The sequence below is a fragment of the Marinomonas shanghaiensis genome (genome assembly GCF_003259175.1).
Classification (GTDB): Bacteria; Pseudomonadota; Gammaproteobacteria; order Pseudomonadales; family Marinomonadaceae; genus Marinomonas; species Marinomonas shanghaiensis.
Map to the genome: position 1 here is coordinate 59,591 of NZ_QGOK01000005.1, position 25,074 is coordinate 84,664.

The 25,074-nt window shown below is 44.7% G+C and carries 22 protein-coding genes; 4 read left to right on the forward strand and 18 right to left on the reverse strand.

The features are described from left to right. Positions 1 to 53 precede the first annotated feature (53 nt). The 5 genes from ahpF to DKT73_RS04005 all read right to left on the reverse strand — a co-directional run bounded on the left by ahpF (position 54) and on the right by DKT73_RS04005 (position 8,544). Positions 54 to 1,601: an alkyl hydroperoxide reductase subunit F gene (ahpF, locus tag DKT73_RS03985; protein ID WP_111637297.1), complete on the reverse strand. Its 1,548-nt coding sequence runs from the start codon at positions 1,599 to 1,601 to the stop codon at positions 54 to 56. Positions 1,602 to 1,730: 129 nt separating this feature from the next. Then, positions 1,731 to 2,288, reverse strand: coding sequence for an alkyl hydroperoxide reductase subunit C (gene ahpC / locus DKT73_RS03990; RefSeq protein WP_011978188.1), 558 nt, complete (start codon positions 2,286 to 2,288; stop codon positions 1,731 to 1,733). Positions 2,289 to 2,408: 120 nt separating this feature from the next. Continuing rightward, positions 2,409 to 3,461 carry a response regulator gene (locus DKT73_RS03995; RefSeq protein ID WP_198666534.1) on the reverse strand — a complete coding sequence of 351 codons (1,053 nt, stop codon included), beginning with the start codon at positions 3,459 to 3,461 and terminating at the stop codon, positions 2,409 to 2,411. Then, the gene (locus DKT73_RS04000; RefSeq protein ID WP_111637298.1) at positions 3,458 to 7,327 is read right to left on the reverse strand and encodes a hybrid sensor histidine kinase/response regulator; all 3,870 of its coding nucleotides are present in this window, start codon (positions 7,325 to 7,327) and stop codon (positions 3,458 to 3,460) included. The genes DKT73_RS03995 and DKT73_RS04000 overlap by 4 nt, the downstream gene beginning before the upstream one ends. Continuing rightward, the gene (locus DKT73_RS04005) at positions 7,324 to 8,544 is read right to left on the reverse strand and encodes an ABC transporter substrate-binding protein (protein WP_111637299.1); all 1,221 of its coding nucleotides are present in this window, start codon (positions 8,542 to 8,544) and stop codon (positions 7,324 to 7,326) included. Before DKT73_RS04005 ends, DKT73_RS04000 begins: the two co-directional genes overlap by 4 nt. A gap of 144 nt (positions 8,545 to 8,688) precedes the next feature. Between DKT73_RS04005 and DKT73_RS20470 the strand changes: the two genes are divergently transcribed. Then, positions 8,689 to 8,799 (forward strand): hypothetical protein, encoded by a 111-nt coding sequence (locus DKT73_RS20470; protein WP_456298944.1) that lies wholly within the window; start codon positions 8,689 to 8,691, stop codon positions 8,797 to 8,799. A gap of 174 nt (positions 8,800 to 8,973) precedes the next feature. Here DKT73_RS20470 and DKT73_RS04015 read toward each other — a convergent pair whose 3' ends face one another. The 9 genes from DKT73_RS04015 to DKT73_RS04050 all read right to left on the reverse strand — a co-directional run bounded on the left by DKT73_RS04015 (position 8,974) and on the right by DKT73_RS04050 (position 17,220). Then, positions 8,974 to 10,539 carry a sensor domain-containing diguanylate cyclase gene (locus DKT73_RS04015; RefSeq protein WP_198666535.1) on the reverse strand — a complete coding sequence of 522 codons (1,566 nt, stop codon included), beginning with the start codon at positions 10,537 to 10,539 and terminating at the stop codon, positions 8,974 to 8,976. 117 nt (positions 10,540 to 10,656) lie between these two features. Then, positions 10,657 to 10,809: a hypothetical protein gene (locus tag DKT73_RS20005; RefSeq protein ID WP_157959147.1), complete on the reverse strand. Its 153-nt coding sequence runs from the start codon at positions 10,807 to 10,809 to the stop codon at positions 10,657 to 10,659. Between the two features lie 168 nt (positions 10,810 to 10,977). Then, positions 10,978 to 11,901, reverse strand: a complete 924-nt coding sequence (locus tag DKT73_RS04020) for a 5-oxoprolinase subunit C family protein (protein WP_111637301.1) — start codon at positions 11,899 to 11,901, stop codon at positions 10,978 to 10,980. Beyond that, a complete protein-coding gene (gene pxpB / locus DKT73_RS04025) occupies positions 11,891 to 12,595 on the reverse strand; it encodes a 5-oxoprolinase subunit PxpB (RefSeq protein ID WP_111637302.1) in 705 nt (234 codons plus the stop codon). The genes DKT73_RS04020 and pxpB overlap by 11 nt, the downstream gene beginning before the upstream one ends. 3 nt (positions 12,596 to 12,598) lie before the next feature. Further along, the gene (locus tag DKT73_RS04030) at positions 12,599 to 13,366 is read right to left on the reverse strand and encodes a 5-oxoprolinase subunit PxpA (RefSeq protein WP_111637303.1); all 768 of its coding nucleotides are present in this window, start codon (positions 13,364 to 13,366) and stop codon (positions 12,599 to 12,601) included. 20 nt (positions 13,367 to 13,386) lie between these two features. Continuing rightward, a complete protein-coding gene (locus DKT73_RS04035; RefSeq protein ID WP_111637304.1) occupies positions 13,387 to 14,694 on the reverse strand; it encodes a TRAP transporter large permease in 1,308 nt (435 codons plus the stop codon). Next, positions 14,694 to 15,212, reverse strand: a complete 519-nt coding sequence (locus DKT73_RS04040) for a TRAP transporter small permease (protein ID WP_111637305.1) — start codon at positions 15,210 to 15,212, stop codon at positions 14,694 to 14,696. Before DKT73_RS04040 ends, DKT73_RS04035 begins: the two co-directional genes overlap by 1 nt. A gap of 135 nt (positions 15,213 to 15,347) precedes the next feature. After that, entirely contained in the window at positions 15,348 to 16,325 is a 978-nt protein-coding gene (locus DKT73_RS04045; protein WP_111637306.1) for a TRAP transporter substrate-binding protein, read from the reverse strand. Positions 16,326 to 16,419: 94 nt separating this feature from the next. Continuing rightward, a complete protein-coding gene (locus tag DKT73_RS04050; protein WP_111637307.1) occupies positions 16,420 to 17,220 on the reverse strand; it encodes a putative hydro-lyase in 801 nt (266 codons plus the stop codon). Positions 17,221 to 17,424: 204 nt separating this feature from the next. On the opposite strand from DKT73_RS04050, the gene DKT73_RS04055 reads away from it, so the two are divergent. Continuing rightward, complete coding sequence (locus DKT73_RS04055) at positions 17,425 to 18,705, forward strand: amidase family protein (protein WP_198666536.1); 1,281 nt, start codon at positions 17,425 to 17,427, stop codon at positions 18,703 to 18,705. Here DKT73_RS04055 and DKT73_RS04060 read toward each other — a convergent pair. Next, positions 18,700 to 19,605 (reverse strand): LysR family transcriptional regulator, encoded by a 906-nt coding sequence (locus DKT73_RS04060; protein ID WP_111637308.1) that lies wholly within the window; start codon positions 19,603 to 19,605, stop codon positions 18,700 to 18,702. The two genes, DKT73_RS04055 and DKT73_RS04060, sit on opposite strands and share 6 nt — an antisense overlap. A gap of 166 nt (positions 19,606 to 19,771) precedes the next feature. On the opposite strand from DKT73_RS04060, the gene DKT73_RS04065 reads away from it, so the two are divergent. Beyond that, positions 19,772 to 20,353, forward strand: coding sequence for a DUF502 domain-containing protein (locus DKT73_RS04065; RefSeq protein ID WP_111637309.1), 582 nt, complete (start codon positions 19,772 to 19,774; stop codon positions 20,351 to 20,353). 71 nt (positions 20,354 to 20,424) lie between these two features. On the opposite strand, the gene DKT73_RS04070 is transcribed toward DKT73_RS04065, so the two are convergent. Next, positions 20,425 to 21,243: a glycosyltransferase gene (locus DKT73_RS04070; RefSeq protein WP_111637310.1), complete on the reverse strand. Its 819-nt coding sequence runs from the start codon at positions 21,241 to 21,243 to the stop codon at positions 20,425 to 20,427. A gap of 229 nt (positions 21,244 to 21,472) precedes the next feature. Between DKT73_RS04070 and DKT73_RS04075 the strand changes: the two genes are divergently transcribed. Continuing rightward, a complete protein-coding gene (locus tag DKT73_RS04075) occupies positions 21,473 to 22,723 on the forward strand; it encodes a TIGR03862 family flavoprotein (RefSeq protein ID WP_111637622.1) in 1,251 nt (416 codons plus the stop codon). 104 nt (positions 22,724 to 22,827) lie between these two features. Here DKT73_RS04075 and DKT73_RS04080 read toward each other — a convergent pair whose 3' ends face one another. Together DKT73_RS04080 and DKT73_RS04085 are read right to left on the reverse strand one after the other, a co-directional pair. Beyond that, positions 22,828 to 23,373 carry a porin family protein gene (locus tag DKT73_RS04080; RefSeq protein WP_111637311.1) on the reverse strand — a complete coding sequence of 182 codons (546 nt, stop codon included), beginning with the start codon at positions 23,371 to 23,373 and terminating at the stop codon, positions 22,828 to 22,830. Between the two features lie 413 nt (positions 23,374 to 23,786). Beyond that, a complete protein-coding gene (locus DKT73_RS04085) occupies positions 23,787 to 24,824 on the reverse strand; it encodes an OmpA family protein (protein ID WP_111637312.1) in 1,038 nt (345 codons plus the stop codon). Positions 24,825 to 25,074: the final 250 nt, after the last annotated feature.

A 25,074-nucleotide genomic window follows, 5' to 3' on the forward strand; every position in this document is an offset into this window, starting at 1 on the left:
AAGCCAGAGGGCGGTTGGTTCGGGTGTTGCTGAAGACAGGTTATCCCCGTTGCCTAGTTACGAATCAAGTAATCAAACGCACCAAGAGCCGCTGTCGCGCCAGATCCCATGGAGATGATGATCTGTTTGTATGGCGCTGTTGTGACGTCACCCGCTGCGAAGACACCTGGAATAGACGTCTCACCATGGGCGTTGATCACGATTTCGCCTCTGTTTGTTAATTGCAATGTGTCCTTTAAAAACTCACTGTTTGGTACCAAACCGATTTGTACGAAGATCCCTGCAACGTCAACAAGGTGTGACTCGTCAGTTAGGCGATCAGTGTACTTAAGGCCAATAACACGTTGTCCATCGCCCATTACTTCCGTGGTCATGGCGTTTTTAATAATAGTGACGTTCGGCAAGGAGTTGGCTTTTTTCACCAATACATCGTCAGCACGTAAGGTATCACTGAACTCTAAAACGGTAACATGCTCAACCAGACCAGCAAGGTCGATTGCGGCTTCAATACCTGAGTTGCCCCCACCAATCACCGCGGTTTTCTTGCCTTTGAACAAGGGACCATCGCAGTGCGGGCAGTAAGCCACACCTTTACCACGGTATTCTTGTTCACCCGGTACGTTCATTTCTCTCCAGCGTGCGCCTGTGGCAAGCACGACAGATTTACTTTTTAGTATTGCACCGTTTTCCAATTCGACTTCGATGAATTCTTTTTTCTCTAAACGAACGGCTTTTTGCGTTTTCATCAAGTCCACGTCGTAATCGAGCACGTGTTGTTCTAAGCCTGTGACCAGTTTTGGACCATCTGTGGCTTTCATGGAAATAAAGTTCTCAATCGCCATGGTGTCGGCGACTTGTCCACCAAAACGTTCTGCGACCACACCGGTACGGATGCCTTTACGAGCGGCGTAAATAGCGGCTGCGGCGCCCGCTGGGCCACCACCTACCACAAGCATGTCATAAGGGGCTTTTTCCGCTAAAGCAGCGGCTTGTTTTTTCGCGGCACCAGTGTCCACTTTGTTAACAATTTCCGCCAAAGTCATACGGCCTTGACCAAATAATTCGCCATTTAGGTACACAGAAGGTACGGCCATGATGTTGCGACTATTCACTTCGTCTTGGAATAACGCACCGTCGATCATGGTGGCTGTAATCTTAGGATTTAACACGGCCATTAGGTTGACCGCTTGCACCACGTCTGGACAGTTGTGGCAAGAGAGGGAAATGTACACCTCAAAATTCAATTCAGCGTCTAGAGACTTAATTTGCTCTATCGTATCTTGTGCTGCTTTGGATGGATGACCACCTGCTTGCAATAGTGCTAGCACAAGAGAGGTAAATTCGTGACCCATTGGGATGCCTGCAAAACGCACACGTGCTGCTTCGCCTTTTGGCGCGATGGCCATTTGCGGTGCACGACCTGATGCGTTTTCATCCACCGTTAGGGTGATTTTGTCGCTTTTTAGCTCGGTGATTTCACGAGCCAGTTCGAGTAATTCTTGTGATTTTGCTGAACCATTTGTGGACACAGTAATTTCAATCGGATTAACGATATTTTGCAGGTATGTGCCCAACTGCTGTTTTAAGTTTGCTTCTAACATGATGATGAAACCTGTGTGTTTGATTGATTTACTGTGTTGAATAGCTGTGTTTAAGTGCTTTAGCGTGGTGAGAGAAGAGTGACTCTTTCAGAAGAAAGAGTCACAACGACTGTCTACACAGCAGTTAGCTTAGATTTTGCCAACTAGGTCTAGAGAAGGAGTCAATGTTGCTTCGCCTTCTTTCCATTTCGCTGGGCAAACTTCACCTGGGTGAGCGGCAACGTATTGTGCTGCTTTTACTTTGCGAAGTAGGTCTTGAGCGTCGCGGCCAATACCTTCTGCTGTGATTTCCATTGCTTGGATAGTGCCTTGTGGATCGATCAAGAAAGTCGCACGGTCAGCAAGACCTTGACCTTCGCGCATTACGCCGAAGTTGTTCGTGATGTTGCCTGTTTGATCGCCAACCATATAGTACTGGATTTTGCCGATCGTTTCAGAGCTGGCATGCCATGCTTTGTGAGTGAAGTGAGTGTCTGTAGAAACAGAGAATACTTCAACACCGCGAGATTGAAGCTCAGCGTAGTTGTCTGCCACGTCACCTAATTCCGTTGGGCAAACGAAAGTGAAGTCAGCTGGGTAGAAGAAGAATACAGCCCATTTGCCTAATACATCTTTTTCAGAAATTTCTACGAATTCGCCGTTTTTAAAAGCTGTTGCATTGAATGGTTTGATTTGCGTGTTGATCATTGTGTTTCTCCTAATGTGTTTAAGTTCGTTACCAACGAGACTCATATTAGGGAAAAACATAAAATAGATAAAATTGTTAATAACTAAAGTTATGATTGTCAAAAACTATCGGTTGTGTTGTTAATCAGGATAAGCAGCTCGAATTTTTTCTATTTCAGAAATGATCTGAGGGAGGTATGTAATGAGTTGCGGATCAAAATGTTTGCCTTTGTTTTCCTCCATGTAGCGAATGGCGTCTGTCAGTGGCCATGCTTCTTTATAGGGGCGTTTTGATAGTAAGGCATCCAGCACATCCGCAATGGCGACAATACGGCCTTCTAGAGGAATCTTGTCACCCGATAAACCATAAGGATAGCCTGTGCCGTCCCATTTTTCATGATGGGTTAATGCAATGACTTCGGCCATTTTTAACATTGGATCGTCGTCGCAATCACCTAAAATTTTGGCACCAAATAAGGTGTGTTGTTTCATGATTTCCCATTCGTCTGGGTTGAGCTTTCCTGGTTTCAATAGAATGGCATCGGAAATACCTATTTTCCCAACATCGTGCATAGGGGCGGCATTGAACAACATATCTATCCATTCACTATTACCGCCATAGGCTTCAGCGAGTAGCCTAGAATAGTGACTCATGCGAATCACGTGGGCTCCCGTTTCATTGTCTTTGTATTCCACCGCTCGACCAAGGTGATGAATAATACGCAGGCGATTACGTTCTAATGACTGAGTGCGTTCTTTGACCTTCTCTTGTAGCTGCCGATTTTGATTGTACAAGGCAATATGAGTACGAACTCTGGCTTTGACCCGAGGAGGGCTAATCGGTTTGGTAATATAGTCAACCGCCCCCAGCGCAAAACCTTGTTCTTCATCGCAGGCGTTGGCTTTCGCTGTAACAAACAAGACGGGAATATCGGAGGTAATGGGGTTAGCTTTTAATTGGCGGCAGACCTCATAACCATCCATTTCAGGCATCATCACGTCCAATAAGATCATCTCTGGCTTAGGAACGCTTTGGGCGATCTGAAGGGCTTTTTTGCCATTGGTCGCTACTTTAAGGTCATAATCGTTGCGTAACGTCGCTGCCAATACATCAATATTATCGGGCGTGTCGTCTACGATTAGAATCGTAGGTTTAAGCGGGCTTTGTTCTAGCATAACGTGGTTATCAATCATGAATGTGGATCGGTCATTAAGATGTTGAGTTTATCCATGGCCGTTTCAAAGTCATAACGTGTGATGGCTTGACGGATGGCGTGAATAAGGTGACTTTTATCTGTCCCTTCTAGTATCGCTTCTAATTCAACGGCAACAATGTCTGCGTCCAATTTATCCTGTGATAAAAGATCATACAGTTTCGCTATTAGTGTTTGATAATAGTCAGTGGACACCGGTTGTTGTGTTACTTTTGCGGGTGTTAATGTCTCTTTTTGTTTCTCTTTTTGCGCTTTTATTGGCGGGAGAACACGCCATAGCTCATTTTCTAATTCGCTCAGCGCATTTGAAAAGTCCGCGTCGGGAAGCTGGCATGCCTTTTCTAGCTCGGCGGCTTTGTTCATTAAATCAAGCATGCCTATGTTACCAGCATTGCCTTTTAATGTGTGTAGCAAACGCAGTCCGTCCTCTCGCGTATCTGTTTGTTGCATTAAGCGTTTGAATTGCTCAACAAAGTTTTGCTGAGTATCATAAAAACGCAATAGAAGACGCCACAGGAAAGCGACATCATGTTGGGTAACCGCGAGCCCTGTTGCCACGTCAACACCAATCAATTGCTCTAAGTCTTGTTGATCTTCTGTACTTAATGCCTTTTTGTAAGAGGTCGGTTGTAGATGAATAATCGTATCCACAGGTTGGCTAGGTTTGATCCATTTCTTTAACGTATCAAACATATAGTGAACCTGAATCGGCTTGGAAATATGGTCATTCATGCCGCTTTCGATGACTTTTTCTTTATCACCTGCCAACGCATTGGCTGTCATGGAAATAATGGGCAAATCACTGTATTTCGGATTTTTCCGGATGATTCGAGTGGCCGTATAACCATCCATGACGGGCATTTGACAATCCATTAACACACCGTCGTAAGTGTGTTGCTCAAGTTTATCCAATGCTTCTTGGCCATTATTGGCGGTCTCTACGATGAGCCCATGTCCCATTAATAGTTCTTGTGCCAGTTCTTGGTTAAGCAGGTTGTCTTCAACCAGTAAGATGCGCGCTCCGGCCAGTGTTCGAGTGTCTATTTGGGATATCAAGGTATGCTTGATGGGCGCTATGTGATCCAAGTGTAGCGCTTGCACCATGGCGTCGAACAAGGAGGAAGGCGTGACAGGCTTGGTTAGAAAACCGGCAATATTAACATCTTGGCTGGCTCGTCTGGCTTCTTCTAGGCTGTACGCTGTCACCATGAGCACAGTAGGGAAACCCTCTTCCTCTTGGCATTGCGCATGGAGCGCTCGACAGGTTTCGACGCCGTCCATGTCAGGCATTTGCCAATCAACCAGTACGAGTGAGAATGGGTCGAGTGTTTTATTGGCTTTTATAATACTAAGCGCATCTTCACCGCTATTCACTGAGGTGACTCTGAGCCCAAAGTTATGGATGATATTGTGTAAAATCTCTCGTGCAGAGTCGTTATCATCCACAATCAATACACGGTGTTTTATGGATAAGCTCGGGAGATTGTGAGAAGTGGATTGGCTGGATTCAAAAGGTAAAGTAAGGTGAAAAATACTGCCTTGATGTATTTTGCTTTCCACCCAAATGCTGCCGCCCATTAAGTCGGTGATTTTTTTAGAAATGGCCAACCCAAGCCCCGTTCCACCAAACTTCCGTGTCGTCGATGAGTCGGCCTGTGAGAACGATTGAAATAGGCGCGATTGTTGTTCTTCTGTAATGCCAATGCCAGTATCTTTGACGCTGAAATGTAACAGCAAGCCATCCGCATGTTGTTTGAGCAAATGGGCCGCAATGATGACTTCCCCTTGCTGGGTGAATTTGATGGCATTGTTGCCTAAATTAAGCAAGATTTGCCGTAAACGCATCGGATCACCCGTTAAGTTGGTCGGCAAGTTAGGCGCAAGATCGAATAATAACTCAAGGGACTTTTCTTCGGCTCTTAAGGATAAAATACTGGCCACATCGTTAAATACATCGTCTACTTTGAAGTCAATTTTTTCGATGTTGAGCATACCCGCTTCGATTTTTGAAAAGTCGAGGATGTCATTAATAATACCGAGTAATGAATTGGCAGAGTGGCTGACTTTCTCAATATAGCCTCGTTGTTTGTCATTTAGGTCAGTTAATAAGGCTAAATGGGACATGCCAATAATGGCGTTCATTGGTGTTCTAATTTCATGACTCATGTTGGCTAGGAAGTCACTTTTGGCTCGATTGGCCTGCACGGCTTCGTCTTTGGCGATTTCCAGTTCATGTGTACGGCTTTTGACTTCTACTTCAAGCTGTTCTTGGTGGGCGATTAAGGCGTTTTCAACCAGTTTACGTTGGCGTATGTTGTGCCAAGTGCACAAGGTGGCTGGGTGGTTTGAAATAGCGATACTTGCCATGGTGATTTCAGCAATTAATGGCTGTTGATTGGCATCGGTAAATAGCCATTCGAAGCGATGATAGCCGTGTTTTTCGACGCGTTCTAGAATGGTTTCCAAGGTGTCAGAAGAGCGCTTATCATTGCCTTGGCGAAGTGGGCTTAGCTCGTCCATGGTTTTGTGTTTGATGGCGTCTTCTGTGTCGAACCCAAGTTGTTCAAAAGCCGCTTTATTGCATTCCACAATGCGATGTCCTGATAAGATCCATACTGGATCGGGAGACAGTTCAAACATGGATCGGAAACGGTTTTCGCTGTCGACTAAATCGGACAGTTGTTTGTCGACCCGTCGAGACACTAACCAAGATAAGGCTAACAGTAACATAATGCCAATAAATGCTGTGGTGGTCATTTTTTTGGCAAAATCGTTGAGACGGCTTTCAACGGTATTATTTATTTTTTCTGATTGCTTTTGTACTTTTTCGCCAATTGAATCTAGCATCTTAGGTAGGTCTTGGAAGGCGGTGTAAAAACGCTGTTCTAAAAGAGTTCGGTCCGCTTCAAGTTGTAACTCATTGATGCGCATTTGGTAAAGACTCAAGCCAGAAGGCACGATAGTTCCGCGCTGTTGATTGACGTAAAAGTTTTCGCCAAAGAGGCTATGCGCCAACAGTTTAGTCAGCTGGGCAAGTTCTTGAGACGAATCATTAGCGTCCTGATTGAGTTGTTCAGGAAGCGCATTCAAGCGTTCTAATAATGGCTTTATACCATTGTCTTTAATGTCGATGAGGTTGTCTTTGTTGGCTTCTGTGAGCATGAAATTAATGAGCACTCTTAAATCCGACAGGCTCAGGAGAATTTGCTGCATCTGGTAATTGATTCGTTTATTACTCAATTCCATGTATTTTAGTGCAAGTGTATTTTTGGTGTTTTCTGCACTGTTGTTAAAACGATATAAAATAACCGCTTCATCGAGACGCATGCGTCCTTCTAAATTATTCAATCGATCACGAATGTTTTCTAACGCGGTTAAGGTATTCTTTTTATAAGAAACCGTGGCGAGGTAATTTTGTTTAAATGTATTGCGTTGTTGATTCCAGACTTGCGTGTCGACAGTCAGCTGTAGTATTTGCGTAAAGTTCTTATTCAGTGCCAGAGACAGGTTTTTTAACTCTGGATCTCTGTTATCTGATTGATTCAGTGATTTGATGGCATTATCAATACGCTTAACTTGCGTTTCTGGTGGATAGATGGCTTCAGAGTTTTCCTTTAGCGCTTGGCGAAGACGGTATTGATGGGCCGGTAATAGCTCTCGTAATTCCGCTGAGGCGAAGAGTAATTCATCTTGGGAGGTACGCGTTTTGTAGTAGGTGTCTTTTAAGTCCGTTAATGCGGTTGATAACATGATGGTGAAGGCTATGGTCATCGTCAAAGCGACGAAGGTCAGAAGCCACACTAAAGATCTGATGCTTGCGTGTGGCCAGGTGATCCATGTCTTCATTGTGCTTTTCCTGCTGTTTCTGTATTCATCATGTCACTAAAGTAGAGTTTTGGAACGGTTGCGACGGGAATAGGGATCAATTTACCGTCTTTTAACTGCGTTAGCCATACCGAGTGGCTGGCTTGATGATCTTCTAAAGATAAGCTTAGCGGTACACCAAGGCCAATATCGAACTGGCCGAGTGATTCGAGCAAATTAATGATGGCTTCACGGCTAACAGGCAAGGTTTCTGGCAGCGCTTTAGTGAATATTTTAGCGGCAATATAGCCTTCGAGGCTGAGTGGGGTTAACGGGCTTTGTGGTGAAAATCGAGCCATGTCTTGATGAAAATTGACGACAATGGGTAGGTTTTTTTCTTCAACATGCGGCACAACCTGTGAAATGATTATCTTTGCTGGGACATCTTGCAGCTCTTCAATAAATAAACGACTTCCCATAAAAGAAATGCCAATAAACAAAGGATCTAAGCCATATTGGCGTGTCAGGCGAATGAATTTTGCACTGGGCGCGGCGCTCCCCACAATAAAAATCACTTTGGGTGTGGGATGACGTATCAATAAGTCTGCAACAGCGTGCTCGACGGCTAGGGTATTGCGAGAGTATTCCATTTGAAATAGGCCTTTTTCATGTCGAATACCATGTTTTTTCATCAAGCCATCGAGATAACTTTTCCCCGAACTGCTAAACATATCTTGTTGATTAAATAAGGCGATATCCTCCTCATTTAAAGAATGCTCCTTCACCAAAGCGTCGAAGACAGTGGTTATTTCTTCTTCATAGCTTGCTCGATAATTAATAATGTATCTGTCTGGCGTGGTCGGACGAATCAGGGAAGACCCAGAAACGGGGGCAAAAAGCAGCGTTTTACTTTCTGTTGCGATAGGTGCACTGACGGCCACAGTTGGCGTGCCTATGTTACCGAATAAGGCGGTGACTTTTTCTTCTGTAATAAGGTGTCTGGTGTTGGGCGCAGCTTGTCTTGGATCGTAAGCGTCATCCAAGGAAATCAGCTCGATAGTGTGTCCTGTTTTTTCATGAAAGCTTGCAAACCCTGCCTGTGCGCCAGCACGAAAGTCTTCTCCCATCGACGCATTGTCCCCTGAAAAAGCACTGCTCATTCCCAGCGTTATCGTTTGAGCTGAATGGCCGTGGATTGAGCTACATAGAGTCATCATGCCAGCCAAAAAAGGGGCAATGATTTGGCGTAAGCGAATCATAATATTGCTTTACTCCCTAGGAAGGCACTAATGCTCGGAGTGCTTATTTATATTCTTTGTAACGGATTTAAGTGTAGGTGAGTTTTCGAAAATAGCATGGTGGGTTGTGTGTTGAAATTGTCTTGATTTGTACTGGTTACGACAATAGTCAGCTATACGTTCTTTGGATTAGATGCAATTGGCAATGAATTAGAAGATCCGTTTGGCAATGATGTAAATGACTTACCAACCCGATTCGATGGTTCGAATCATTGAGCGAGATGTTCATAGAGCCCTTGGAAAAACTGATCTACCGCCTCAAATCAAACCTATTGATCACGTTTAGAGCTGATTGTATATCTACTAAACTGGTATTTGAGATGAGATAAAAAAAGGGTGTCTATGAATTACCATAAACACCCTCTTCCTAAAAATTCAATACCGTTTAGATCATGCGATAATACAGCGATTTCTGCCTTGTTCTTTAGCCTGATAAAGTGCTTTATCCGCTAATGAAAGCGTTTTCTCTATGCTAATACCGTCTGATATTGACCACGTTGAAATACCAATTGAAACCGTAATGTTTCCAACGACGTCAAATGTTTCATCAGAAATTGCGACACGTAACCGCTCTGCTATTATAAAAGCATCCTCTGAAGAAGTTTGCTTCAATAACAACACAAATTCTTCACCGCCAGTTCTGGCGACCATGTCACCATCTCTACAAAACCGGTTCAATATTTGCGTTTGCTGTTTAAGAACATCATCGCCCACACTATGACCATAGCTATCATTGATACGCTTAAAATAATCAATATCCAAGGCTAAAATTGAAAAAGGCATTTCAAGTAAGGCTAACTGCTTTAGTTGAAACTCAAAAGCTCTGCGGTTATTTGCACCAGTCAATGGGTCGGTTTCGGCGTCTCGCTTAAGCTCCCCAATCTGATTATGGATAAGCTTTACACCATTCAACATGGCTTTTTTAAGACCTAAACTTTCCACGTACCAAGAGTCGATACTTTCTATGTCTTCATGCACAGTTGGACTATCAAGTGATCTCGCTCTATCAGCTAACTGCTGAAGAGGTCGAGAAATGGCTCGGGCAAATAGCCAAATAAATAGAAAAACGGCTAAAGCCATGGGTAAAGTGCGTAAAATAACTTTTTCCATAATGCCTGTTAAAGGTACTAATGTAGACTCTAAAGGACTCTGTGTAACGACAATCCAGCCAGTACTAGGAATAGTTGAGAAACCTGCCAACATATCAATCCCTCTACTGTTGGTCAGTAACAACCCTCCTTCTTTTTTGGCGACAATTTCATCAATACCATCATTTTCGGCGACAAATGAACCAATTCGATCTTTTTCAGGGTGATAAAGGACCTGTTTGTCTTGGTCTATCACATAGATATAAGAACCATTTTTGTAATTATGTTCACCCAATATCTCGCTCAAAATGTTAGGGCTTTTTAAATAGATAGACCCACCGAGAAAACCTAAATAATTTCCTTGAAAATCAAACACAGGAGCAGAAAGAAAAACAATCAAATTCTTTAGAGTAGAAAGATATGGACGACTAATAAGTAGCGTTTTTTCCTCAATAGCTTCTAAACTACCGGCAGAGGTAAGCCGTCTTCCGACTAAATCTAGCGTTTCTGGTGAAGCAGCTTGAGTCAAACCATTTGCATCACTAATGACCACAGAATTAAAACTATCAGTTTGGAATTTAAGCCTATTGGCCTCTTCCTTTAAGCGTTCTTCATTGTTCATTTTGTCAAACAGTGAGTTTGCCGCATAAACAAGTTGCTGCTTGGAAGAAGTAATGAACACTTCTGTCGTATCAGACAGCTTACTGGCATAAGCCCTATTCACTTCTATTGTCTGCAGAATCAATTGCCCTTTCTGCACCTCGTAGTTCGAATAAAAGCTGTTAATGAAGGTTAAGGTGGTAGCGGTTAAGGCCAAAAATAAAATAAGCCGATTGAGTTTTAGGAATTTACTTTTTAATGTGGTCAAACTGTACATCCATTACATTGGTTTAAGTCTGGGAGCGAATTACTCACTCATACTACACTTGAAGTTATAGCATAAAAAAAAGAGGCACGCTCAGCACCTCTTTTCCGCTATAGCATTTTAAACAGACTTTTCTTCTAGATTATCTTTAGTGATATTGTTAGGTTTACGGTGATTTAACCAAACCATAATTAATGCAATGAAAGACAGCGCTGCGGCAGCGCTCGGAATCCAATCAAAGCTAAAGCCGATGCTGATAACCGAATTGAGCAACTTAGGTTTACCTTTTTAACTATAGGTACATTTAGCTTCTATAGTTTTACTTCACTAATACTCTTTTCATAAGGGAAGACTTCTACCCTTGGTAGGGAGAATGTTTTGTTGCCTAAATCTCCTCTTTTGTGATGAAAGAGGAGATTTTTAGGTCATGTTATAGAAAGGTTAACGCCACTGAGCGAGACGAGCCATTTGCAAATGACGTTCTCGTTCGGCTTGGTCCACCGTAATGGGCGTAAATTGAATAATATCGCCCGGTTTTTGCTGTGCAAGAATACTGCCGCCAACGCGTGTGACACAGCCCACTTTCGGATAGCCACCGATGGTTTGTCTGTCCTGCAGCAATACAATAGGCTGACCGTCTTTGGGGATCTGAATCGCGCCGTAAGCAATGCCTTCGGAGATAATGCCTTTCAAGTCACTGTGCACGGCTTGGCCTTCTAGCCGATAACCCATACGGTCAGAGTTTGATGACACCTTGTAGTCACTGGAAAAAAAGTTGGCTCGCTCTAAAGCAGAAAAGGATTGATATTGATACCCCAAAATGACAGGGATTTCTTTGTTGCCATAATGGGGGATCGCCAAGCGTGGGACCGAGCTTTGCTGATGATCATGGTACGCTTGATAGGCTAACAGGTCGCCTTTTTGCAGCTTGTCGCCTTTGCCGTTTAAACCGCCAATCTTTTCACGCATTACCGTCGCAACACTGCCTAGCGTCGGTTCACAAAGGAAACCGCCTTTTACCGCAAGATAAGCGCGTAAGCCCCAAACGGGCTGGTGGAACGCCAACACATCGCCTTTTTTGATGGCATAGGTCTGCCAAGGCGTGATGCTTTTATCATTCAGCGTCGCCGCAAGATCCGCACCCGTGATGGCAATACTGGTTGCCGCTTGGGCTTCCAGTGTGAACATACCAAAGGTGATTTCGATCTGTGCACTATTGCTGTCGTTGTCGAGTAACGCATTGCCCCAACGGAAGGCGACTTCATCCATTGGGCCGCCGGTGGTGAGTCCAATAGACTGATGACCGTGGCGGCCCAAGTCTTGAATCAGCGCCAATAAACCGGGTTTGATTACTTTAAAAGCCATCGAGTTGACCTCCTTGTACCAAGAACTCATCTCTAGAAATAGGCTCGAATCGCACGGAATCGCCCATGGCAATCAGGGCGAGGTTTTTGCTGCCCCAATCAATTAAATTGATAGGCGTACGGCCAATAATTTGCCATCCACCAGGTGTTACGCTGGGATAAACGGCGGTTTGGTTTTCAGCCAAGGCGACGCTGCCAACCGGAACCTTTAGACGTGGCGTGGTCTTTCTGGGGACATGAAGTTCATCTGGCGTATTGCCTAAGAAGGCAAATCCTGGTGTAAAACCAATGGCGTAGGCGCGATAGGTCGTCTCGTGGTGGCGCTTAATCACTTCGTCGATACTCAGCTTGCAATGGTTGGCAACGTTTTCGATATCTGGCCCAACTTCCTTGCCGTAATACACGGGAATCACCACTTCACGCTGATCTTTGATTGAGAAATCGTTGGGGTCAATGACGTCGATGGTTTGGCGAATGGTTTTAAACATCGCAAAGCGGTCGTAATGATCGTCATCAAACACGACTAACAAGGTGGTGTAAGAGGGCACCAAATCCACAATGCCCGATAGCTTTGCCAAATGCTGTGTCACTTGAGCAATGTAGTTAGACGTTGCTTCACTGATCACCTGACTAAAGGTTAACAAGCAGGCCTGATTACTGACCATGTCTATGTGTGGAAAATCGTCACGTTTCATGCGTTATTTCACGTTTGCTTTGGTGGGTTGAGACAGGCTTAAGCGATCCACTAAAGAGCGAATACGGGTGACAGCTTCCAGTGCATGAGCACCATCACCGTGGACACAAATGGTATCTGCATGGATTGCAATCTGTTTACCTGACGCCGTTGTTAGAATGCCTGTTTCACATAATTGCTCGACTTGTTTTTCGATCAAATCAAAACTGGCGTGAACCGCATTGGGCTCTTTGCGTGGCGTAAGTCGACCTTCGTCTGTGTATAAACGGTCAGAGAAGGCTTCGAACCAAACGCTTAGACCGTATTTCTTTGCCATTTTTTTTATTTCAGGGGCTTCTGGCACCGCCATGACCATCAGGGGCAAGGTGGCATCTAGCTCGCTCACCGCTTGCATAACGGTCTCTAACACCGAAAAGTCCGCCATCATGGTGTTGTACAAAGCTCCGTGTGGCTTGACGTAATCGACTTGGGTATTTTGGCTATCGCAGATGCCTTTTAACGCGCCAATTTGGTACTGAATAATGGCTTTAAGTTCCGTTGGCGCGATGTCCATATTGCGACGGCCAAAACCGACTAAATCAGGGTAGGCTGGGTGCGCACCAATCGTGACATTGTGTTGTTTTGCTAAAGCAACCGTTTTTGCCATGGTCAGTGGATCCGATGCATGAAAGCCGCAGGCGATGTTTGCTTGATCAACAAAAGGCATGATTTTATCGTCTAGGCCCATTTTCCAAGCGCCGAACGCCTCGCCCATATCGCAATTTAATTTCATGAGTAACTCCTTTTTCTGGCCTAGTTTTGGGACATGGTCGTTGGTAAGTAAGTGACTATTTCAGGAAAGATACTGATCAACAGAATAGCCAGACCGATGAGTAAAAAGAAAGGCAGTGCGGCTTTGGCGACATATAAAATATTTTTCCCTGTCAGTGCCTGAATCACAAAAAGATTGAAGCCAACGGGCGGGGTGATTTGTGACATTTCAACCACCAATACGATGAAAATACCAAACCATAACAGATCAATATTAGCCGCTTGTACCATGGGTAAGATGACCGCCACAGTGAGGACTACGACAGAAATGCCATCTAAAAAGCAGCCTAAAATCACAAACAAAACGGTCAGGTATAAGATCAATTCCATCGGCGATAACGACATGCCGGAAATCCACAATGCTAACGCTTTAGGGATGCCTAAAAAGCCCATCGCGAGTGTTAAAAAATGCGCGCCAACTAGGATGAAGCCAATCATACAAGAGCTTTTGACGGCCCCTAATAAACTGTCCATAAAGCTGTGGCGGCTAAGAGATCCGGTACAAGCGGCCAGAACCAGCGCACCGGTAACGCCAATGGCGGCGGCTTCGGTTGGTGTCGTGATACCGCCGTAAATGGAGCCTAATACGAAACCGATTAAACCGACTACCGGCAAGAGTTTGCGCAAGCCTTTGACGCGCGCTGACCAGCTGGTCTCATGCCCTGTTGTTTTCGGCAATTCGTCTTTGTGTACATAGCCCCAAATCATGGTAAAGCCCATAAACAGAGACACTAACAACAGACCAGGTAACGCCCCTGCAATGAATAAACGCGCAATAGAGACTTCTGCTGCCACACCATAAACAATCAAAATAATCGATGGCGGAATCAGCAGACCTAAAGTGCCCGAGCCTGCTAAGGTGCCGATGGCCATACGGTCGCTGTAACCTTGTTTGCGAAGCTCTGGTAACGTCATGCGCCCAATAGTGGCGGCGGTGGCCGCAGAAGATCCAGACACCGCTGCAAAAATGCCACAGCTGAGAATATTCACATGCAGTAATTTTCCGGGTACACCACCTAACCAAGGTGACAAACCTTTGAACAAATCTTCGGACAAGCGCGTACGAAACAGCACTTCGCCCATCCAAATAAACAGCGGTAAAGCGGTCAGTGACCATGCGGTGCTCGCGCCCCAGCTAGAGGTAGCGAACAGTAAATCCACTTGATAATTTTCAGACAGAATTAACCCTAAACCACCGATGGCGATAAGGGTAAAAGAGACCCAAACGCCCAGTGACAAAAGCGCAAGCATGGCGAACGCCAATAAAATAGAGATCCACATCATGTCCATTAGATTTCCTCCAACGACAGAGCGTCTTCGTGTTCACTGTAAGTGGGTTTTTTGCCTCGGATAAGCATGACTAAGGCATCTAAAATGGCCAAGGTCAGGGCTATGACGCCTAGAGCAACAGGGATTTGAGGAATCCACAGCGGGATAGGGATATAGCCATAGGAGACCTCATTGTAAATATAGGATTCGTACACCATGTAACCGCAGGCGTAGGACAAATAGCACAGCAGCACGAAGGATAAGGTCAAAATAATGCCTTCTTGTATCTTGCGTGGGGTGGAGGAAAATCGCTGTATTAATAAGGTCACGCGGATGTGACCGCCTTCACGAAAGGTGTAAGCCAACCCAAGAAAGGTCGACGCCGCCAGTGCATAACCGGCGAAATCCTCCGCAGAAGGGACAATAAAACCAAATAAACGACCGATGATTTGTGCTAATAACAGCAAGGTAATAATAACGATACACAAACCAGACAGTAGGCCAGAGCATTGGTAAAGCTTTTCTTTGAATTGGCTCATAATGTTCACTTTTTTGAGAAGCAATGAGAGAACCCCCACCTAGCCTCCCCCTTAACAGGGAGATGAGTGAGCGGGTTTGTTCCCTCCCCTTATGTCTTTGAAGGGGAGGGCTAGGGTGGGGTTCGTTATAGAGACTTAGTTTTGGTAACGGGTCAGGATTTCACCAATCTCTTTTGGTGCTTCGGCTTTCCATTCTTCCGTCATTGTTTTGCCTATGGCTTTGAGTTCTTCAACTAGTTGTGGTGATGGATCCGATACGGTCATACCATTTTCCACTAAGGTTGCCTTGTCTTTTTCTGCACGCGCGGCCACTTTTGTCCAGCCTGCCGCTTCCGCGTTTTTCGCCGCATCCAGTACGACTTGCTGAGTGGCTTTATCCAAACGACGGAAAGCGCGTTTGTTTACGACGATGATGTTTTTAGGAATCCATGCTTTGATGTCTGTGTAATTGTTTACATAATCCCATGCTTGGCTATCCACCCCCGTCGATGGCGACGTGATCATGGCTTGGATAATCCCAGTGCTCATTGCTTGAGGGATATCAGGCACTTGAATGGTCGTTGGCGTTGTGCCCATTAAATCGGCTAGACGTGAGGTAGACGGGCTGTAGGCACGCATTTTTTGACCTTTCAAGTCGGCAAGGCTGGTCACGGGATCTTTGCTGTAAAGGCTTTGTGCTGGCCAGGCGACCGTATAAAGCAGCATCATGCCGTCTTTATCCAATTGTTGTGAAACAGCCGGTTTTGCGGCTTCCCATAGTTTCTTGGCGTCTTCAAACGACGTCGCTAAAAAAGGAATGTTATCGTGTTTATAAATAGGATTTTCATTGCCTAAAATACCTAAGAAGACCTCGCCAATTTGCACTTGTCCAGATTTAATAGAACGAGGGATCTCTGTGTGTTTAACCAAAGCACCACCAGAGTGAACGGTAATATCCAGCTCACCCTTGGTGTTGTCTTTGATTTCTTTGGCAAAGTCGTAGGCAATTTGAGTCGGCAAATTACCATCACCGTACGGGGTCGGCATGTGCCATTTTTCGGCAAAGCTGGCTGTCGATGTAAGACCGCCAATCGCGACGCCACCGATTAGTAAAGCATGGGTAAGTTTTGACATAGTTTTGTTCCTCTTCTCAGTATTATTTGTTTTTTATTATCAATGATGCAGGATCAGTTGCCTGCATTGGTTGCGCTTATCCGTTTAGGGAAAACTAAAGAACCGCAAGATCCGTGTCTAATATATCGGTCACCAGCATTTTTCCTGGTGCATGAGTAATACAGATCGGCGGTTTTGCATTACGAATAGCCACCTGGGGAGTCACGCCACAAGCCCAAAAGACAGGGACTTCGCCGTCTTTTACGCTGACAGCATCGCCATAGTCAGGTTGACTTAAATCTTTGATACCAATGTCTTGTGGCGAACCAAAGTGCAGTGGTGAGCCATGCGCTTTGGGGAAGCGTGTGGTGATTTGAATGGCACGAATGGCATCTTTTGGCACATAAGGACGCATGGTCACGACGGTGTTACCAAAAAAACGTCCGGCTGGTACGGTCGCAATATTGGTTTCAAACATAGAGACATTGACGTCTTCTTCGATGTTTCGTGGCGTCAGTCCGGCTTGCGATAAAGCGTGTTCAAAAGAAAAAGAGCAGCCTAATACAAACGCCACCATGTCGTCTTGCCATAAGTCTTCTATATCTGAGCGACTTTCGACTTTTTCGCCATTGCGATACACGTAGTATTCTGGAATATCGTGACGCATATCTATGTCATCACCCAGTTCAGGCATTCTAAAATCTCCGACTTCAGAGACGCCAATTAACGGGCAAGATACGGGGTTTTTTTGGCAATACAATAGGAAGTCGTTTGCCCAATCGGCAGGCAAAATCACCACGTTCCCTTGCATGGCGCCTTGCGCTAAGCCGCTAGTAACCCCAGTGTGTGTTTTACTGCGGATTGCTTGGCGTAAATCAGACGTTTGTTGCAGTAAGGGTGATAGAGCTTTTTTCATTAACGCTTTCCTCATTTTTGCCACATTGTGTTTTATTAAGATTAGATCTAGCCACCACAAAAAGTCTAATCGTGTTTTTTTGGGTGTTTTGATCAATTTTTTTTATCAAAGGTTCTGGTCGGCGACTTTTTATGAGCATTCGTTCTTTGACGGAGTCCGTGAAAGGCGGTACTTTTCAAATCAAATTATACGAACAGTGGGCTAATGATGACGCAACCAAAACCATCGAATCTTGCTTGGCAGGACCGAGATCTTATTACCAAGTGGAAGAGTGCTTTAGATATTATTGAAACAAAAGGACAGTCCGTGTTCACTGAACTGTTTGATTATGTTGAGCCTCAACAAGGCCCCTTACATGGGGCGATTATTTCGATAAAAGACCTATTTCAGGTACAAGGCTATAAGACGCAAGCAGGATCGATTTTTTTGGACGCGACACCTGCAGAGCATGACGCTGCTGCGGTGGCGTTGTTAAGAAAAGCGGGGGCGAGCTTGTTGGGTCACACCAATATGACAGAATTGGCGTACTCAGGGCTAGGGCTGAATCCACATTACGGCTCGCCGGATAATCCGATGAATGCAGGCCGCATTACGGGCGGATCAACCAGTGGCGGTGCGGCGTCGGTTGCTTTGGGGGTGGCGGATGCCGCGTTAGGAACCGATACTGGGGGGTCATTGCGCATACCGGCGGCGTTTTGTGGTTTGACAGGATTTAAACCTTCCCAACAAACGGTCTCTAGAGAAGGTTGTTTGCCATTATCATATTCACTTGATTCAGTCGGTCCAATAGCGAAAACAGTAGATGAGTGTGAGTTGCTCTGGCAGGTATTGTCTGGCGTTGCGCCATTAGGCGAGACAAGCAAAAGCGCGAAAGCGGATCCATTACGTATTGTTGTGCCAAGTAACTTTGGCATGAATGATTTAGATGCGCTGGTTGACGGCGGTTTTGTCGAGACATTAGCTCAGCTTGAAGCCGCAGGCGTGGTGATCGAACGGCGTTTTATCGGGGCTTTAGAAACCTACAAAACCTTGCCTGTTTGGCAGTTCTCAGCGTTTGAAAGTCAGGCTTTTTACAGTCAACAGTATGATCTAGACATCGCCAACATTGATCCGCGGGTGGCGTCTCGTATCGCTCGCGCTAACACCATTACCGCTGAGGATTTTCAGCAGACTCAAACGGCTCGTAAGGCGTTTATTCAACAGATGTCAGAGGATGAACCAAATACGGTTTTCTTGTTGCCAACTGTTGCTGTGGTCGCGCCTACTTTGACGGATTTAGCCGAAGACTCAGAATACGACCGGTTAAACCTGTTATGCCTGCGTAATACGTCGTTAGCCAATGTGTTAAACGGCTGCAGCATTTCTTTGCCGTTTCGATTTAAAAATGAGCCAATAGGGCTGATGCTGACAGCAGGTAATGGTAAGGATCAAGCGTTATTAGATTTAGCGAAACAATGGCAATCTATCATCAAAGACTCGTTATGATGTTTGTTTCTTGTTGTATTCCTCGGCTGCGATCACGGCAATATTGGTTGCCAGTTCTGCAATAGGGTTAAAAGGTTCGTCGGAATAGGACGCGGTAAAGGTAAGATCATTCGGGGTCCAAACGGCTCTTATTTTTCGCAGGCTTCCGGCCTCTAATTCTTTGGTGATCATGATGTTAGGTAATGTAGAAATCCCAACGGCATCAATCGCTAAGCTACGACAGGCAGCCAAGGAGGTTGACGCAAAAAAATGCGCTGGTGGTCCATCGAGTTCGCGGAATTTTTGATTGATTTCTACATAGGGTTTAGTGGCGCGAGCGTACGTGATGATCGGCCATTTGGCCAACTCCTCTAGATACAAGAGCCTGTCTGGCAAATTCAAATTTGGGCTAGCCACCCAAGAAAGAGCGAAAGTACAAAGCTCTCTGTTGACTATATTGGGTTCAGAAATGGGTCCCATTAAGAGCCCTAAGTCTAACGATCTGTCTTTAATTCCATTGCTCAAATTAGCGGTTATATCGACGGTCATTTCCACATCTAAGTTAGGCATATCTTTGTTCAGTCGTGACAAAAAGTCGGGTAGCCATGTATTCACAATGGTTTCAGAAACTCCCAACCGTAATATGCCCGAATAGGCGGTGGAAAGGCCGGCGCGTTTTCGTAATTGTTCGGTCTGATAAAGAATTTTTTCCACATAAGGAAGTAATTCTTTGCCCTTTGATGTCAGCATAATAGGGCTAGAGCCACCTTCCCGTTCGAAAAGTTTGACGCCTAACTCGGCTTCTAAACCAGAGATTCGAGCGGAAATGGCCGGTTGGGTTGTGTGCAGTCTTTCTGCTGCTTTGCGGAAATTTCCTAACGAGGCAACCCAAACAAAAGTTTCAAGGCGTTTGTAATTCACGTTGTTGTTACCTCTAGAGTCGCGAAAAAATAAAACAGTAAGATGGCTTGAAAGGGTATAAGGCTAATCAGATTTCAGCAATCTTTTCGTGAAGTCTTATCAGAGTCATAGGAGTGGCATAAAGCTTGCGGTATGCTATGGGCACATTTATAGGACCATTTTAATCATGAACAAATTGATTGCATTATTGCTGAAGGGTTTGGTAGCGGTTTTACCGATTGGTTTGACTGTGTATTTGATCTATTGGTTGTTGGCGACAGGTGAAGCCATCGCTCAGCCTGTTTTATTTTTGCTGATCCCAGATGCGCTTTATTTCCCCGGCCTAGGCTTGCTTGCCAGCTTGGCGCTATTGGTGCTGACTGGCTTTTTAGTGAATTTATACGGCTTTCGTTATTTAGTGAAATTAAGCCATAACATTTTCGAACGCATTCCGTTAGTAAAGTCCATTTATGGTGCCATTAAAGACATGATGATGGTGTTTAATCTAGCGGAAAAAAAAGAAATGAAGAGCGTTGTGTCAATTGAATGGAATGGCGCACAAGTGATTGGCTTTATCACAGGAGAGCAAACTGGAAAGCGGCTGTTTAAAGAGCAAGATTTGGTGGGGGTCTATGTGCCATTGAGTTATCAAATCGGCGGTATGACGCTGTACATTTCTCGCGATCGTTTGACGGAATTGGATATTGGAGTGGAAGAAGCGATGCGTCTAGCCTTGACTGCCGGAGTGCAAAGTCGCCCTAAAAAGTGACCCTGTTGATTGGATAAAAACGCAATCAGAACAAAATTTTGCTATAAAGCGTTCTGATTGCCATGCATTTATTAGTGTGTATCTAGGCCTTGTCTTGCCTTAAACATACCTTTTGATTTTCGTTCTAACATATCATTTTCATACTGGCTACCAGTGTAGTCTCTAGAAGATCGAGTATGGTAAAGATGAAACTGATTCGCTGCGAATTTACAAGACTTTACTTGTAACCCCAATGCTCTAAGCCGCCATTCTATGTCTGTATCATCGGGTATAGATGTTTCACCATAGCTTTCATCGAAACCATTAATAGCGATTAAGTCGCTTCTGAAACAAGAAAAATTGCAGCCCACAATAGACGTGGTTTTAGAATAGATCCATTTTTGGAATAGAGTGCTATGAGGCTTAATATAAATGCCAGCTTCGACATGACCTTCTAAGCAATCCTGCCAAAGGCTGGGTAGTTTTTGGATATACTTCTGTTCTAATTTTAAGGCGCTCATTTTTCCTGTGCGGATTTCTTCACTGTATTTAGGACCTAAATTAACCCTACGCCCAGCAAGAGCTTGACCCTTTTTTGCTAATAGAGCATGACTTTCGATAAAGGTACTGTAGGGTAAGCAGTCGCCATCGATGAAAATAATATATTCTCCCGTTGACGCTAAAATCGCATTGTTTTGTGATCGTGATTTGCGAATACCAATGTCTTCTTGAGTAGTATGTATTACCTCGAGATCTTTAATCTTGCTGACAAATGCATGCATCTCATCACTATTATTGTCCTCGGCGACAATAAGTTCAAAGTTCTTATAGGTTTGTGTTTTGAGCGACTCTACAATCAATGATAAGGCTTCTATGTCTTTGTAGACCGCAACTATTAAACTGACCTTCACTTAATATCCTTCATATCAAAGCTAGTGATTCGCATACCAACTTTATTAAGTTTCGTAGGGTTAAATAGTAGCATCTATAAAAAGCGAGTCACATCGAAATTTTGTCTGCTAGAGTGCTATTTTAATTGGTAAAGTGGTTTCATTTGCGTTGAAAGCATTGGTGATTACGCCTAAGTTCTTTATCATGCACTTCTTTTTTAAGTGTCTCTTTGAATTGATGTTGGTAAGTATGCAAAAGGCGTTGCAAACGCAGAAAACAGTCGTTGTTGTCGGTGCGGGTCCTGCGGGTTTGATGGCCGCCGAAGGCATTTGTGCCGCAGGCCATCAGGTTCATGTATACGATGCCAAGCCCAGTGCATGTCGTAAATTCCTCTTAGCCGGTGTGGGTGGCATGAATATCACTCACTCGGAAGCCTACCCCGATTTTATTCAACGCTATTACGATAAAGCCGAGTGGTTGGATACGGCCATTCGTCAGTTCAATGCGGATGCCTTGTGCGAATGGATTCATGGTTTAGGCATAGAAACTTTCGTGGGTACCTCTGGGCGAGTGTTCCCCAAAGACATGAAAGCGGCACCACTGTTGCGTAACTGGTTAAAACGATTACGAGACGCCGGTGTACAGTTTCATATGCGTCATAAAATGACCTGTTTATCTGCAAACCAAGTGGTGTTTGATCACGTTGGCGAAAGCGTGGTTGTTCAGGCTGATGCCATTGTTTTGGCCATGGGGGGCGCTAGTTGGCCTAAGCTAGGCTCAGACGGGGCTTGGCTTCCACTGCTGTCTGAAAAAGGCGTCGTGGTTGCTCCCCTACAGAGTGCCAACTGTGGTTTTTACAGTGAGTGGAGTGAGCATTTAAAAACCAAGTTTGCTGGCAGTCCTCTCAAAGATGTGGCGTTCTCTTTTACCTTGGCGGATGGCAACGTGGTCACCAAAAAGGGCGAGTGTATTGTTACGCACGATGGCATGGAAGGTAGCTTGATTTACGCATTTTCTAAATATCTGCGCGATGGCATTAACAGCTCGGGCCAATCGTCTCTGTTGATGGATTTCTTGCCTTTGCAAAGTGAAGCACAAGTCATCAAAAAATTGCGTAATACTAAGCCGAAAGAATCTTTTAGTAAGTATTTAAAACGTACCCTGAGCATCACAGGCGTAAAAACCGCTTTGTTGCATGAGTCGTTTCCTAAGGAGGCTTTTCAGACACCAGAAGACTTAGCGCGATGTTTAAAAGCCGTTCCTGTTTGCTTTTATAAGACTAAGCCAATCGAAGAGGTGATTTCTACTGCGGGCGGTGTCTGCGAAACCAGTGTCGATGAAACGTTGATGTTAAACGTCATGCCAGGCGTATTTTGTGCTGGCGAAATGTTGGATTGGGAAGCGCCAACAGGCGGCTATTTATTAACGGCTTGTTTTGCGACTGGGCATTTGGCCGCAAAAGGCGTGAGAGACTTTCTTGTTCGAAGTACAGAATGCTAATGGTTTATTGAATAAGAAACGCCCAATGCGTTGACATTTGGGCGTTTCTTGGTTTGCTTTCTGACATCTCTGTTTCAGAATGATTCGATTATCTTTTTGATGAATTAATTAGACGCTTGCTGGTTTGGCATACCGAAGTTGTATTGCACGCCAACCGACGTTACGTTGTCCAAATGATCATCTTCAATATCCTTCACTAGGCGGAAATCTGCACGCAGATCCACGTCACTGTTAATCGCGTATTTCACACCACCACCAGCATTAACTAATAGATTGGTGGAATCACCACGAACATCTGTTACGCCAACACCCGCAGCGACGTAAGGGGTTAGGTTCACCGTGGTGAAGGCTGGCAGACTGTACAGGCCATCCACTCGGTATTGGTCTAGATCGTTCTCACGTCCACGCTTGCTGGCATCTGAGTGAAGATAAACCGCTTCCAATGCCAGTGCGCTATTGGTTTGGTAGCCAACGCCGATTGAGTAAGACGTGTCATTGCCTGCTTGACGATCACTGTCAGCGTTGTAGTAGCCGATACTTGGTGTGACTGTGATGCCTTCTACTGGTTGTGCTGCGTATGCCATTGTTGTAAGGGATGAAGCAATCAGAACACCGCTAAAAAGAGTACGTTTTTTAAATGATGTAGACATGTTAATTTCTCCTAAATGAACATAACGTTTTGTTGTTCGTTGTTCAGATTACGCTGTTTTTTAGTATTGAAAAGCCCCCTCAAAATGCGCAAAAAATAGGACGTGAACCGCTGTTACCCAATCATGACGCTAGGTTGACTAAATTGTGTATATTCAAGCAATTAGCTGATCAAAACGTACCCAAAAGGGTGTAGGAAAAGCGCTGTTTATTACAGTAAGTTTTCACTCTTAAAATGCAGAAAAACCATTGTGATCAAAGTAAGTAAGCGATGTTCATAAAGGGATGCTTGTTTAAATGATTCGCTTTAAAGTAGAACGCTTAAAGGCAGAGCGATAAGCAAAAAAAACGCCCGATATTAAATATCGAGCGTTGCCTTAGCCGTAGGCTATTTGGGAGGGTATGAACGAGGTGTTTACGCTTCGCTGGTCGAAATAATAGCGACAACGCGACGGTTGATCTGACGGTTCTCTTCGCTATCGTTCTCTACGAAAGGTCTTTCTTCACCATAGCCAACAGAATTCACTCGTGATGCTGAAACCTCAAAGGTTTGAGTGAGCACATCGGCAATCGCTTTGGCACGTTTCTCTGAAATCATCTGGTTGTAGTTTGCAGATCCAGTGTCGTCAGTGTGGCCTTCAATCATGACTGTGCTGCCTGGGTTTTCTTTCAGGAAGTCAGCAATTTTTTCTATTTCTGGATAGTATTTCTGTTCAACATTGGTTTTATTGAGACCAAATTGAATGTTAATTTTACCTGGCGGTTCAGCCACAACGTCTACCTGTTTAGGGGCTTCTTCAACCACAGGGGCTGCTGCAATAGGCTCCTCTTTTACTTGTTCCACCGGCTCTGAAGGAATCACTTCCGGTTGAGCGGCTGGTTGTGTATAGGTTTGTTCAACCGGCTCTGAAGAGGCTCTTGATGAGGAGCCACCAAATGTCATTTGCACACCAAGTGAGGTGACGTTATCAAGGTGGTGATCTTCCACATCATTGACTAGGCGGAAGTCTGCACGTAACGACACTGCGTCGTTAAACGCGTATTTCAAACCACCACCCGCGTTGATCTGTGTGTTGTTATCTTCGCCATTGCTGAAATCGGCTGTGCCTACACCAGCCGCTAAGTAGGGCGTGAGGTTAAGCGAGCTAACATTCGGTAAATGATACAAGCCATCTAGTCGATATTGGTCTACATCGACGTCACCACCGCCAGATTGTTTAGAGTCGGCATTTAGGTAAACAAACTCGACCGCCCAAGGGTTGTTGAACTGGTAACCTAGGCCTAATGAATAAGACGTATCGTCTTCAGTGTTACGATCATTATCCATATTGTAATGACCAATACTTGGTGTAACGGTGAATCCTTCTTGTTGCTGTGCAAGCGCTACTGTGGACAGTGAAGACGCTGCAATAATACTGCTGAGAAGCGTGCGTTTTGCGATGTTAAAAGACATATTTTATCTCCTGATAAAGAATGATTTGTTTCAGTGTTGCTTGTTCTTTCAATCAGCATAGCGCGTTTGCCATTCGTTTTTCTATAGCGTGAAAATTGAGTGCAGAAACGTTTACAACGATTCATTAACATTTATAACGACTTATTTCATATGGTATTGCGCAATCCTGACAAAGTACTGACTCAGCAGGTATTTTTAGCATGGATTCAAGGTAAAATAGGCTCTTAAAAGCGTATGAAAGGAGATATTC